The organism is Candidatus Paraluminiphilus aquimaris, assembly GCF_026230195.1.
GTDB classification, from domain to species: Bacteria; Pseudomonadota; Gammaproteobacteria; order Pseudomonadales; family Halieaceae; genus Luminiphilus; species Luminiphilus aquimaris.
On the sequence record NZ_CP036501.1, the window covers coordinates 721,414 to 734,657 of the forward strand.

Annotated in this window: 9 protein-coding genes; 2 read left to right on the top strand and 7 right to left on the bottom strand. The window is 52.2% G+C overall.

Annotated features, from left to right (window positions below; all coding sequences use genetic code 11):
- Positions 1 to 231: 231 nt before the first annotated feature.
- Positions 232 to 1,422, bottom strand: a complete 1,191-nt coding sequence (kbl, locus tag E0F26_RS03295; protein ID WP_279242625.1) for a glycine C-acetyltransferase — start codon at positions 1,420 to 1,422, stop codon at positions 232 to 234.
- Position 1,423: 1 nt separating this feature from the next.
- Entirely contained in the window at positions 1,424 to 2,458 is a 1,035-nt protein-coding gene (gene tdh / locus E0F26_RS03300) for an L-threonine 3-dehydrogenase (RefSeq protein WP_279242626.1), read from the bottom strand.
- A gap of 164 nt (positions 2,459 to 2,622) precedes the next feature.
- Between tdh and E0F26_RS03305 the strand changes: the two genes are divergently transcribed.
- Positions 2,623 to 3,351 carry a class II aldolase and adducin N-terminal domain-containing protein gene (locus E0F26_RS03305; RefSeq protein WP_279242627.1) on the top strand — a complete coding sequence of 243 codons (729 nt, stop codon included), beginning with the start codon at positions 2,623 to 2,625 and terminating at the stop codon, positions 3,349 to 3,351.
- A gap of 74 nt (positions 3,352 to 3,425) precedes the next feature.
- Here the strand turns inward: E0F26_RS03305 and E0F26_RS03310 are convergent, their stop codons facing one another.
- The 4 genes from E0F26_RS03310 to E0F26_RS03325 all read right to left on the bottom strand — a co-directional run bounded on the left by E0F26_RS03310 (position 3,426) and on the right by E0F26_RS03325 (position 11,091).
- Complete coding sequence (locus E0F26_RS03310; protein ID WP_279242628.1) at positions 3,426 to 4,586, bottom strand: amidohydrolase family protein; 1,161 nt, start codon at positions 4,584 to 4,586, stop codon at positions 3,426 to 3,428.
- A gap of 307 nt (positions 4,587 to 4,893) precedes the next feature.
- The gene (locus E0F26_RS03315) at positions 4,894 to 8,880 is read right to left on the bottom strand and encodes a S8 family serine peptidase (protein WP_279242629.1); all 3,987 of its coding nucleotides are present in this window, start codon (positions 8,878 to 8,880) and stop codon (positions 4,894 to 4,896) included.
- 161 nt (positions 8,881 to 9,041) lie between these two features.
- Positions 9,042 to 10,223, bottom strand: a complete 1,182-nt coding sequence (locus E0F26_RS03320; RefSeq protein ID WP_279242630.1) for a TauD/TfdA dioxygenase family protein — start codon at positions 10,221 to 10,223, stop codon at positions 9,042 to 9,044.
- A 37-nt stretch (positions 10,224 to 10,260) separates the two neighbouring features.
- Positions 10,261 to 11,091, bottom strand: coding sequence for an SDR family oxidoreductase (locus tag E0F26_RS03325; protein ID WP_279242631.1), 831 nt, complete (start codon positions 11,089 to 11,091; stop codon positions 10,261 to 10,263).
- Positions 11,092 to 11,199: 108 nt separating this feature from the next.
- Between E0F26_RS03325 and E0F26_RS03330 the strand changes: the two genes are divergently transcribed.
- Complete coding sequence (locus tag E0F26_RS03330) at positions 11,200 to 11,784, top strand: TetR/AcrR family transcriptional regulator (protein ID WP_279242632.1); 585 nt, start codon at positions 11,200 to 11,202, stop codon at positions 11,782 to 11,784.
- Here E0F26_RS03330 and E0F26_RS03335 read toward each other — a convergent pair.
- Positions 11,781 to 13,109 (bottom strand): MFS transporter, encoded by a 1,329-nt coding sequence (locus tag E0F26_RS03335; RefSeq protein ID WP_279242633.1) that lies wholly within the window; start codon positions 13,107 to 13,109, stop codon positions 11,781 to 11,783. The genes E0F26_RS03330 and E0F26_RS03335 overlap by 4 nt on opposite strands.
- Positions 13,110 to 13,244: the final 135 nt, after the last annotated feature.

Consider the following 13,244-nt stretch of genomic DNA (forward strand, 5'->3'; position numbering starts at 1 on the left):
GCCAAACGGCAGTAATGCTTAGTGTCGTGGGAAAATACAATCGTTTGACTGGCGCAAGGAGGTCGCGCGTCAGGCCAGCAAATGAAAACAGCACAGGGGCAGCATTGCAGTGAGGTACCGCATGCGGTCAGCTATTGCGTGGACGCTAGAAGGCCGGCTGCTTATGTCGATGATGGTCACCCCGACGCTGTCAGGCGAGGACTTCAGAATGAGCAGCATAAAGCGGGTGCGTCAGGCCAGTTCGTCCCGCGCCGTTGCAAAGGCGGCAACCGCTTTATCGAGGTTGGCTTTTGTGTGCCCAGCTGAAATCTGAACGCGAATACGCGCTTTACCTTTGGGCACAACGGGATAGAAAAAACCGATCGCAAAAATATCAAGTTCGAGTAAGCGCTCAGACATTTTTTGCGCGAGCACCGCATCACCCAACATCACAGGCACAATTGGGTGGTCGCCTGCCGGTATCGAAAAGCCATTGGCTTGCATCTGTGCTCGGAAGTAGTGTGTGTTCTCCTCGAGCTGATCTCTGAGCGCCGTGGATGCTTCCAGCATATCAAGTACTTTCAGTGATGCGGCGCAGATCGAGGGCGCAAGTGTATTGGAAAATAAATAGGGACGAGACCGCTGGCGTAAGAGATCAATAATTTCTTGTCGTCCTGAGGTATAGCCGCCAGAGCCACCGCCAAGCGCTTTGCCAAAGGTTCCAGTAGTGATATCTACCCGGTCCATCACGTTGCAGTATTCGTGAACGCCGCGTCCCGTTTTACCCATAAAACCTGTTGCATGACAGTCGTCGTGATGCACCATGGCGCCGTATTGGTCAGCAAGGTCACAGATCTTATCGAGTTGAGCGACGGTGCCATCCATCGAAAAGACGCCGTCGGTTGTAATGAGGATGCGACGAGCCCCACCGTCCCGAGCAGCAATGAGCTGCGCTTCAAGGTCTGCCATGTCGTTATTTCGATAGCGAAAACGCGCGGCTTTACACAGACGGATACCATCGATAATTGAGGCGTGGTTTAGCTCGTCTGAGATTACAGCGTCCTCAGGTCCCAAGATGGTCTCGAACAGACCCGCGTTCGCATCGAAACAGGCCGCGTACAAAATGGTGTCTTCCATACCAAGGAAGTGTGAAACGCGTTCTTCCAGCGTCTTGTGGATGCCTTGGGTACCACAAATAAATCGAACTGACGCCAACCCAAAGCCCCAAGTAGTTAAGCTGTCACTTGCGGCTTTCTTGACCTCTGGATGATTCGCTAAGCCAAGATAGTTATTAGCGCACATATTGATAACGTTCGAGCCATCCGCAAGGCGGATATCACTTTTTTGATCGGAGGTGATCACCCGCTCAGTCTTCCAAAGACCCGCAGCTTTTATCTCTGCAATTTCCTCAGAAAAACTGGCCTTGGCGCTTGTATAGCTCATGTTAGTCCTTCCAATCGAGGATGATTTTTCCGGATTGCCCAGAGCGCATGATGTCAAAGCCCTCTTGGAATTCTGTGTAGTGGAGGCGGTGTGTGATGATGCGCTCAACCGGTAAGCCGCTCTGAATCATCATGACCATTTTGTACCACGTTTCATACATTTCTCGACCGTAAATACCTTTGATATTGAGGCCTTTGAATACGACGTCGGTCCAGTTAATGCCGGTGTCATCAGGCATGATGCCAAGCATGGCGATATTGCCACCGTTGATCATCTTGTCGAGAACATCCCGAAACGCAACAGGTGAGCCTGACATTTCAAGGCACACATCAAAGCCCTCGAGGATGCCAAGACTCTTCATGAAATCGCGTGTGATTTGCTGCTTGCTAACGTTGATTGGCTGAACCTTCGGAACGATCCGCTTAGCCAGGTCGAGTCTGTAATCATTCACATCGGTGAGAATGACATTCCTCGCCCCGCAGTGCCCCGCTACCATGGCTGCCATGATGCCAATGGGTCCTGCGCCTGTGATGATGACGTCCTCGCCCACCATATTGAATGACAGCGCCGTATGCGTCGCATTACCGTAAGGGTCGAAGATCGCCAGCAGTTCAGATGGGATATAAACACTCGGTCTGAAGACATTGGTGGCCGGAATAGCAAGGTATTCGGCAAACGCACCGTCTCGATTGACGCCAACGCCTTGGGTATTGGGGCAGAGGTGTAGCCGACCTGCTAGGCAGTTACGGCAACGCCCACAAACAATATGACCCTCGCCCGAGACAATATCGCCAATGTTAAGCCCGGTAACGTTTGCCCCAATTTCAACGATTTCGCCAGCGTATTCATGGCCACTTACCATGGGTACGTTTATGGTTTTTTGCGCCCAATCATCCCAGTTGTAAATATGAACATCGGTGCCACAAATGGCCGTCTTATGAATTTTAATCAACACCTCATTTCCCGCTATTTCGGGAATAGGCACGTCCTCTAACCAAAGACCTTCTTCGGCGTACTTTTTAACGAGAGCTTTCATGGGATTTTAAGGCGTCGCTTACATTCACTGAGGATTGTATGCTCAAAACAGCGACTTGGATGACAAATGATTTTCTCGTTTGCGTCGCGCAGGCTTCAGGCTAGGCTCATCCAAACGAATTAGCAGCCTAAGTATTGTCATTAATGGCTTGAGGATAGGTTTGAATGACGACTGATCAGGCGCGTGTAGATCTTGCAGCCGCCCTTCGCTGGGCCGCAAAACTGAACCTGCACGAGGGGGTGGCAAACCACTTTTCACTTGCGATCAATGACAGTGGCTCACGGTTTTTGATGAATCCGAATCAGCGCCACTTTTCTCGCATCAAGGCGAGTGAGCTTATTGAAATTGACGTGAACGATCCTGAGGTCCTGACCGGTCCCGATGCGCCAGACATTACCGCGTGGGGTCTGCATGGCAGCATTCATCGCCATTGCCGCCACGCACGCTGTGTCATGCATGTGCATTCGAACTATGCGACGGTACTCGCGGCGCTGGCGGATAGTCGACTGCCACCCATCGATCAAAATGCGGCCATGTTTTACAACCGCTATGTAATTGATGAGGCCTACGGAGGTCTTGCACTTGAAGACGAGGGTGAGCGATGCGCCCGGTTACTCCATGACCCCAAGAAGCGCGTGATGATTATGGGCAAACATGGACTTTTGGTTGTGGGAGCGTCGGTGGCGGATACCTTTAATCGCCTTTATTACTTTGAGCGTGCCGCTGGCACCTACATCCAGGCATTGCAAACGGGTCGAGAGCTCCGAGTGTTAAGTGATGAAGTGGCCGAAAAAACAGCGCAGCAACTAGAGGCCTATCCCGAGCAAGACGAACGACATTTTGCCGAGCTAAAAGCGATCCTCGACGATGAAGGCTCAGATTACCAAAACTGAAGTTCTTCCCGGCTCGCGCGCGTTTTGAAGGCTTGGCTTAGCGAAGCCGGCCCCATACTTTTTTGACAGCAGTTTTAGACGTTAAACACGCGTCTAAAATTATCCTCATAAAACTTGGTATGCGTCGCCTCAGCGTGGTGTGTAAGGAAGGCATCGAACGAGCCGAGAGGGTCTTTGCCGCCCTCGATGTGCGGATAGTCGCTCGCAAACATATAGAGGTCGGGGTTGGAGTGCTCGATCAATGTGCCAACGTCTTCAAAAGGGAATGCGGTAAAACCCATTTGCTCCGTTATTTGCTCCGACGGTTTTCTGGACATAGCAGCCAACTCAGGTTGCGCACGTTTGAACGCGTGGACGGTGTTGTCGAGAATATTCAGAAACGAGGGCACCCAGGACGCACCGAGTTCAACCGCTGCGCCTTTCAGCTTGCGGTGTCTTTCAAACACACCACTCAAAACCATGGCGCTGATAAAGCGCTCCGCCGCGTGGTGCAGTACTGAGTAATCGAGGGCTCTAACGTTCTCACCCCCATCGAAGGCGTCTTTGGGGAGGGGCTTGCCGTTGTTAAACCACGCCGGGTCGATATGGTAGTTGCTGCCACCAATGTGAATTAAAAAGGGCACACCACTCTCTGCAAGCCTTGACCAAAAGGGATCAAAGTCAGGGTGGCCGGGTGATTTATCGCCGCAGATTCGGTGCGGTACCCAGATTCCCTTGAGCCCGGACGCCAGTGCAAACTCCAACTCTTTTACGGCAAGTATCGGGTCGTCGAGTGAAATACACGCCATACCCATTAGTCGATCATCGGCGCCGCAAAAAGCGGTCATCGCGCGCGTGTGTGCGCGAACAGCACCGTACTTTACGTGAGTCTCAAGTGTAGCTGAGAACGGGGCCTTGGCTGACAGCGTTGAAAAGATTATTTGCTTTTTAAAGCCAAGCATATCAAGCGCTTGCGAGCGGTGGCTGCCATCGAAAGCACCCAGAGCCTGGATTTCCTTTGATTCTGCGATCAGACCATCCCCTAAGGAAAGGAGACGATTGATGTGATCATCTGAATGACGACCACCCTGAGCAACGAGTACAGCGACTTCTTCTTCGGTGACGCTGGAAGCAGAATAGCTGGTCAGGGGAATCAGTTCTCTTACATCCGGGTCCGCAAACTCGCGTAAGTGGGTTGGCAATTCCATGATGTGGCCGTCAGCATCATAAATGACACGGTTTCCAGCATAGCTCATCGTCCTGTCCTCTTATTATTGTCGCCTTTTTGTGATGCGGCCGTTTGTCCTGCTGCAGTGGGCGCTTTTTATACACAACACGTTTTATAAAATGCCTATATAAATCACCCTTTCTAATCAAATACGTCTAATCAAATATGTTCTGCTCGAAGCATGTTCTATGCACCGTTTTTTTAATTGTCGGTGCTCCCTCTTTTGGCGCATCCGATTATCTCAATATCATCAGACTCCCTCTTCCTACGTCGCCTTGTCAATAAGTATGGACGGAAAGAGGGGTTTCTACGGGCTGCGCGCTTGGAAGCGGTTGTTATAACAGTGGGCGCCCTCCGCGATCTGTTCTCAACACATTTTCAGGAGGTCGCTCAGCGCCTTGTATCTCCGGTTGTACTTTGGCGTTAACGGTCTGTGTCAATGGGACTTGCTTCTCTGACGCTGCGTCACTGAGCGAGGTGGCTACGTAAAGCATCCAGATTGGCAGGCCTGTCGCGGCCTCTTCTGATGCCCCATCACTGGGCTGCGAACTTGCGTCATTGGGGTCCGACCCAGCGGTGACTTCTGCTCCATCTGACACACCGTCACCATCGCTATCGGCGTTGTTTGGATCGGTACCGAGGGCAACCTCATCGCCATCGTTTATACCGTCGTCGTCAGAGTCAGCGTCTTGCGGATCCGTACCAAGCTCAGCTTCTTTTGCGTCACTCAGGCCGTCGCCGTCGCTGTCTTCGCGATTATCCTCAACGGTAATGGAAACAGTGGCTTTTGCGCTTTTGTGTGATGGATTGGCTGAGTCATAAACCTCGTAGGTAAATGAGTCAGTCCCAACGAACCCTGTACCTGGCGTGAACTCGAAAACGCTAGCCGTACTGCCGGGCTGATCGCTCGCGAGCGCAAGCTCGCCATGCTCAGTCTGTGAAACGATACCGTAAGCCATTTCGCCCGCAGGGAAGTTAACAGGGAGCGTGCCCTCATATCGCTGCCCGTTGACATCTAACAGAGCCGTTAGCCTGTCATCGACTCGATTTTCCGTTGTAAGCGCACTGAGATCGATGGTCTTACTGGTATTGATCTCCATGGACATTGAGCCATCCGTAACCGAGGCAATGGGTGACGACTGTACGTCGAAGCTGACCGTCGCGGAGCCTTTGAAAGCGTCGACATTGAGACGGTGCGAGGTGTTTGCGGTAGGCGCCTCCCCGGTCCCACTGAAGTAATAACTGATACCTGAGGCACCACTGCCGTCCTCAAGGCCAACCGAGAGCATTGTGGGTAACGCGTCGAGTGATGTGTAGTTTATATAGATCTCATCACTATTCGCTTTCATCCACAACGAGAAGGTATAAGAAGGATCAGTGACGCTCGAGCCTTCCTCGCTCCATTCATAGGCATTCCACCATTCTATAACGACCCAGTCTTCCTCACCGTCGGCGACGATACCAAAATAGACGTCGCCTTCAACCGCGTTACTTCCGAACACTAAGTCAGTCCAGAAAGGCGCAATGATGCTATTGGGTCGGGCTCTCAGGGGAAGCTTCTGCGGACTGTAAGTATAGGCAGAGGCGTCTTCATCGGTGTAGTTGAACACCACTAGACCATTAGTACTTATACCGAGTGTTTCAATGAGTTCACCGGCAATCTGCAAGTTGAGCCCGGCAACTTCAAAGCCCCAGAAGATGTCATCACAACCGTCGGGTTTCGTGATGATATTGTCGCAGTCCAGTTCACTGCCTATGGCACTTTCAAAATCATTTTTTAACGAAAGACCTGTGGCAAAGAAGCTTTCAGAGGTAATAGCGCCGGAGAGCTCACTCAAGCTGCCGCTCCAACGCACGGTTCCTGACGCCGCATTCCCGAGCAACGTTGTGCTCGTGGCATTATTTAACTGCTCGGTAACCGAGGCCTCGTCAACTGTTAACCCATTGGGGCTTGTTATGGTGACGTTATAGGTTGCATCGGTTGCTGTGTCCGGTGCGCCTGCAATACCAACCACAACGGTGCTTGCCGTTCCGGGTGTAATTGACCCGGAGATACCCAAAACCTGGGCGTCTTCCTTCTCGCCAACCAAGATTGAAAGGGGCACAGACGCGCTTGAGATGGTTTGTGACGGGTCTTGAATGATAAGTCTCCCCGTAAGCCAGCCCTCTGAAGCACTCGAGACGTCTAGAGTCAGCGGGACCTCAAAAGCATCGCCAGGGGTGACGGCTAGCGTTGATGCAAGCGTCACGGCGGCGTTGCTGTCATTGAGTACGAGACTCATTGAAAGCGTCAGAGCGTTGTCACCGGTGTACTTACCAACGAGCCGATAATCACAGGATGAAAAGCACCCCTCCGACAGCGAAACCGTATCGAAAAGTAGCTCAGCACCGAGTGCACTCGCTAAATCCAGAGCACCCGCGCCGGATGCAAAAACACTCGCGGTGGTACCCGCATTTCCGATTGCCGCATCGGGATTAGCAGAATTCACCAGTGCCGATTTGACCTCAGTGGCACTTAGCTCTGGTTTGTTTTGCAGCACCACAGCGGCTGCACCAGCAACATGAGGGCTCGACATGGACGTTCCTGACAGTGCGACATAGGAGTCGCTAGTTGAGCCGATGGCTGCAGACAGAATGGGGCTGCCAGGAGCCGCAACGTCAGGCTTTAAAACCGCTGCCTCAAAGTTCGGACCGCGTGAACTGAACGACGAGATACCGCCCTCAGGCACTTCAGATCGTTGAAAGGCGCCAATCGTGATGTCGTCGCCCTCGGCGACGGTGGTGTAAAGCGTGAGGCCTTGGTTCAGATCAACCATGACAGAGGGGAAAGTGAGGTCGGTGAGACCGCCCATAGCGATAGCATCACCTGGCACATTGTTCATGATAATCATGCCCTGTGCACCGGCGTCTTTGAGATTCGCAGCTTTAATATAAAAGTAGCAAGGGTCACCATCGGGAGTTAGGCCACCTCTCATGGCGATGCCAATGCCGCCATCGAAGCTACCTGCTTCAAATGGGGCACAAGCGTCATCATTATTTGAATCGATGCTGTCGGCTAAAACTGCTCTCGCGGTGAGGTCCGTGTTGTGCACCACATCACCGCCCGGCACAGCAGGGAAGTCAACGTCATTCAACGTCACGACGCTGAGATTGATAGAGGAGCTTTGTGTATTCGTTGACGCGATTGCAAGACCTGGCTCAGCGCAGGCAGGGCAACCGACGCTAGATGCGTTGGGGCCGGCATTTCCCGCCGAAGTTACGAGTACGACACCTGCGGCTTCGATCCGCCTAAAAACATCCGTATACAACTGATAATCAAATGACGAGGCTGAGCCCCCCCAAGAGTTGTTTATGACGTCCGCACCATCAGAAACAGCATCGTTGAGTGCTTGAAGAAGGCTGCTGGTGGAGCCACTCGCCGAGCCTGAACCATCCGCCCATAGCGCTTTGTACGCCATCAAATAGGCGCCAGGAGCAACACCCGAAAGCTCCGTACCTTGTGAATCGCTTACGCGATTTCCAACCGCTGTCCCTGCAACGTGTGTTCCGTGGCCATCAACGTCATAAGGCGTGTCGATCTCTTCGGCGTTAATGTCTGAGGGGGTGTAGTGTCGGGCTACGATCAGTTTTCCGCTACAGAATGCTGGGTCGACAGTGGCGCAGTAATCATCGTCGGGTAGCACGGCCGGCGCTTCGAAGTTTGTGGCATCGAACATGGGATGTTCTGGCACGATGCCCGAGTCAATAACGGCAACCCGTACTCCGGCGCCTGCCGTATCGCGGCCACCAACGAGTGACCAAGCTTCAGGCGCTTTTATCAGTGGAAGCGATGCGTCCATATGTGCTCGGACAATTGAATCCCGAACGACATATTTCACGTCAGGCATGTTGCTAAGGATGTCTCGTGCATCTGGCGCGTTACTTTGAACGACCACACCGTTGAGAACCGTGTCGTAGCGCAAATTGACCTTTGCGCCCGGTAAGTCTTGTCCCAGACCTGATACAAAAGCGTTTTGCTGCTGTTCTATAAGCTGGGCTTGCGCCTGCCGCGCGGCGAATTTCGGTGATCGGCTCGGTGAAGATTCATCGCGATCGCGAGAAAACCTGTGGTCTTCAAAGCTAACGAGCGGCTCTTCGTCAAGGACCACAATATAGCTTCTTAGATTGAACGGACTGACCGATTTATTGATGGCGTTTTCAGCAATGACTTTACCTTTCGGTACTTGGGTCTGGGGCGACGCCGCTAGAGATTCAAGGGTCGTTGAAAGCCCCAAAGCAAGTAAGGCGGCCATTACGAAACTGGTTTTCAGTTGATTCACCATTTTTGCAACCCCGACGTGTTAACGATCGGTCGAGTGTATCGCTTCTGAAGCAAGAACGGACATTCCCGCGCTTCAAGAGTCGTTATTGTCCCATTTTTTTAAAGTCTGCCTTGGAATCAGCAAGACCTCAGTGCACGTCAAGGCTGCTTCGTGGAAGCCTGCTATAAAGTTGATTGGTAAGGCGGTGAAATGTGCTCGTCGATCCACGCTTTTGAGTCTCCTCGCGGGAGATCGAAACTCGGAGAGCCTTTACAGCTGATCCGATACATTAATCGCGCGTCATCCGGCGAGTTAATAATGCTTTTTGCTGGAGGCGCATTATGCACGGTAGAGAAATTGCTCCATATCGTTACATCGCCAGGCTGATGGAGATGATCGTAGCGATATTTTGGGTCGAGAATGTGCATTTCAAGCTTATCCAAAAAATGACGAGACGCTGCGAGCGTCATACCTTCCACTTGTACGGGTGCAATATTGTCGCCGCGCGATGCCCAAATAGGACTGTGGAGTGATTTCTTCTGCGTACGTGGATTGGTGTAGACCAGGGGTATCAGCCAGCCTTCATCGTTCACTCGTACCCGGCGACGGAGGATGATCTTTTCCAATGCCAGTTGTTCGCTCGAAGGCAAGTCGCTAAATGCGGCCGCAGTATCGGCGTAGGCGGTTTCTCCGTTCAGCGGCAACCTCTCTCTTCTTTCCATGAGTTCCGGCGATGAGTCAGGATGGTAAAACCCCGTTTCACGCTTGATGTTGGGTACCCAAGTATTAAGCGGACTGCTGCGCGTTTTTGGCGCTGCCTGGACATAAAACATGCTGGTTGAAAGGGGTATAGGTTCAAATTCGATGTCTGTATGCCAGTGTAAACCACCGACAAACTTTTCTTCGCAGTGCTCGCCGCTCCCCGGGAGATTTGTAACGATATAGACGGCCGGGCTATTCGCACCTTTAGCGCAGGTAATGTGATCAGGAAAGGCCGCATTGCAACGGCTACTGGATTGTTGATGTGCAGGTAAAGGTTTTAGCGCTACGCCTTGCCTGTGGTACTCGACGTAGTTTGCGAAGTTCTTTGGGTGCGGAATAGGGGCCCCAAAGTGATTGGCAAGCCGCTCAAGATTGGTGACGTGAAAGCCGTTTTGATCTTGCCCCGGAAAACTGATGACCTGATATTCATCGAATAGCGCAATCAATAGCGTGGCCTGCTCACGTGATAAGGACTGACTCAAATCCACACCGCGGATACGTCTCCCCATGCGGTCGGCGGACAAGACGGGTGTCATGCTGGAGTGCGAGCCAAAGGTGCTCAATAATTTCTGCTGAAATGATGTGTCGCGGGAGTGTGTCACTGAGAAGCCTCCAGAAGCCCTTTAAAAAAGGGTTGTCTTAATGCGGCGTTGTCATGGCCCGAGGTGGCCTTACGACAATATCGGCAACATTCACATTGATAGGTTGCGTCACCACGTACATGACTGCATTGGCGATATCCTCGGCACTGCAGAGATTTTTCTTCATGTTTTTCGCGAACTCACCCAATGTTTCCGGGGAGTAATGCTCGCCGCGTTTCGGCGTAAGCTCGGTGCCCGACATTTCAATCATTTTCTCCACGAAGGGCCCCGGGAAGTTGCGCGCAAAGTTAGTTGCGGTTGCGCCGGGTAGGACATTGGTGACTCGAATATCGTCCTCTTCAAGCTCGTCTCGTAAGCTGGCGGAGATCACATTAACGGCGTGTTTTGTTGCGCCATAAACACCCGAGTTTCTTCTTTGTGCGGAGACCGAGGAGATATTGACGATGTGCCCCTTTGCGCCACACTCCCTCATGGCGACAACCGCTGACTGACAACCGACCAGCAAGGCGAGAACATTTGTCTCTAACATGGCTCGCCACTCTTCAGGACTTCCATCTACGATCGAGGAGGGGAACTCAAGGCCCGCGTTATTGACCATGATATCCAGGCGGCCAGTTCGCATAACGGCGGCCTCCACTAAATTCTGGACTTGAAAGGGGTCACGTAGATCGACTGTAAGCACCGTGGCGTTTCCGCCGTCTTGCTCAATGGTGTGCTTAGCCTCCTCCATGGGTTCAGAGGTTCTGCCGGCTAGGAAGACGTGAGCACTTGCCTGTGCGAGTTGTTTTGCAATGGCCAGTCCAATGCCGCTGGAGGCGCCTGTGACGATCGCTGTCCGTCCGCTGAGTGTTTTCTTATCCATTGTCATTTCAACGCCACATCATTTTTTACAATTTGACAAAAGATGCCAATAATGTCAAAAAAAGGACGGTGTACAAGCTCGACTAGTTCTCTGCTTTTGGGCAGACTTTTCAATATGCCTACCAACAATAAGCGCGATTCGATCACCCGAGCGGCCCATGCGCAGTTTCGCCTATACGGTTATCGAAAAACCTCTATGGAGGACATTGCAGGCGAATTAGGTATATCGCGTGCTTCGCTGTATTCATACTTTAAGAATAAAGATGAGATCTTTAGGTCAGTCTCTGTCTCGCTGCACGAGCGAGCGCTGGCAAATGCGAAGCAGTGTTTACTGGGGCGTTGGAGCCGCGAAAACGCTTTGTCAAAAATCGAGCAAGCATTACTCGCAAGGCACCTTCCCTTTCATGACGAACAATTTCACTCGGCGCATGCCGGCGAACTGCAGGATGAGTACAGCCGGTTGTGCGGTGATGTCGTAACGCAGTCAAATACTAAGTTTCAGCAATTTCTCAAAGAAGCCTTAGATACGGCAGTCGAGGCGAAGCTGATTCGCGTCCAATCTACCAAGCTCAGCACTGCTGAGGTTGCGGAGCTCTTAAATTTGGCGACGGCTGGGCTAAAGCGAGGAGCGGATAGGCCAGGTTTATTTGAAGCGCGCGTTGCGCATTTTCTGGGCGTATTTGTCCGGGGGCTATCCTAAGCCTTCTCCGAAAGGTCTTGCTTTATTTCAGCCTGCTTTTCCTTACTGAGCGGATACCGGTGAAGGGGCAGGTAGGTTATTGCTAGTGCGGCTGCAGGCGCGAAGCAGAAAATCACTAGTAGACCTTGAATAGCCTCAGGTGAATTCTTTAAGCCCGGGGTAAAGCCAAAAAGCCGGTCGGCGAGGGTGAGTGTTAAGCCCACGGCTGAGGCACCACCGAGCTTATTGACCGTAGCAAGTAGCGCAAAATACATCCCAGCGCGCTTTTGGCCGGTTTTTGATTCATCGATATCGGTGAGATCAGCCATCATTGAGTGCAGTAGTGTGGGCCCGGCACCGAACGCCAGCCCAGCCAAAAATGTGTAACCCCAGAATAAGGGTACATTCCCCGGATCAGTTACGAAAAATAAGCCAGCTTGCAGCAGCATCGTGTAACCGATAGCCACTCTTATGGCGCCTACTTTCCCCATGCGATAGGCCAACTTGAGCCAAGCGGGCATCGCAAGGAAGCCAGCAAGAAAATATAGCAGCAGCGCCAGACTGGCATGGTCTTTGAGCTCGAAGGCATAGGTGGCGAAAAAGATGTAAAGAGCTGCCGTTGCTGACATGGCAAAGGCGGTCGTGAAGTCAGCGAACAATAACCGCCAAAGGGTTGGATTTGAGCGGACAAGTTCAAGTGCATCTTGGAGACCTAGGGTCTCTGTGCTAACGGATGGCTTATCGGGAACCCCCAGAACTGTTGGTAGCACCGTGAGTGGAAATAAGACCAGGCAGAACATTCCCATTGCAGCCAGTTTCTCTGAAATGGGTGTTTCTCTGGAGAGGTCGAGCGCGGCCGGAATTGCCAGTACAAGGGCCATGCCTAAAATGATAAAAATTTCCCGCCACCCGAAGATTTTCGATCGCTCGTCATAGTCCCCTGCTAAGACACTACCCCACGAGTTATGAGAGATGCTCAACATGGTATAACCAACATAAAGCACCAGTAGCCAACCCCCAAGATAGAGCGCACTGACGTCTGAGGGGTTGGGGAGAAACAGCTTGTAGACGGCCAACATAAGCAAGGGAATGGCGAGAGCCACCCAATGTTTATATTGTCCCCACCGGCTTCCGTAACGATCAATGACAACGCCCATAATTGGGTCTGTGACTAAATCCCAGACCCGCGCAACGGTGAAGATGAGACCGACGGTTGCGAGACTTAAGCCTAAACTGCCGCTATAAAACGGCGGCAAATAAATGGCAATGGGCATCGCCATGGCGCCAATGGGCAGCGCTACCATGGAGTAGCTTGCGAGCACTCTCTTGTTGAGTTGACGGGCCATGATGACAACAGCTTTGGCGTTATTATGCGTCTGAAAATGACGTGGTTGCTCTGTATTGTCAACGCCGGATGCTCGCCCGCCCGAGCGATTTGTCTCAGGTGGACGTCGCTAAGCCCGTATTTTCAAGGCCACTTT

Coding starts and splice junctions, on each gene's coding strand:
- kbl (WP_279242625.1), bottom strand. CDS start 1,422: ATGAGCTATACAAGCGCCAAGGCCAGTTTTTCTGAGGAAATTGCAGAG.
- tdh (WP_279242626.1), bottom strand. CDS start 2,458: ATGAAAGCTCTCGTTAAAAAGTACGCCGAAGAAGGTCTTTGGTTAGAG.
- E0F26_RS03305 (WP_279242627.1), top strand. CDS start 2,623: ATGACGACTGATCAGGCGCGTGTAGATCTTGCAGCCGCCCTTCGCTGG.
- E0F26_RS03310 (WP_279242628.1), bottom strand. CDS start 4,586: ATGAGCTATGCTGGAAACCGTGTCATTTATGATGCTGACGGCCACATC.
- E0F26_RS03315 (WP_279242629.1), bottom strand. CDS start 8,880: ATGGTGAATCAACTGAAAACCAGTTTCGTAATGGCCGCCTTACTTGCT.
- E0F26_RS03325 (WP_279242631.1), bottom strand. CDS start 11,091: ATGACAATGGATAAGAAAACACTCAGCGGACGGACAGCGATCGTCACA.
- E0F26_RS03330 (WP_279242632.1), top strand. CDS start 11,200: ATGCCTACCAACAATAAGCGCGATTCGATCACCCGAGCGGCCCATGCG.
- E0F26_RS03335 (WP_279242633.1), bottom strand. CDS start 13,109: ATGGCCCGTCAACTCAACAAGAGAGTGCTCGCAAGCTACTCCATGGTA.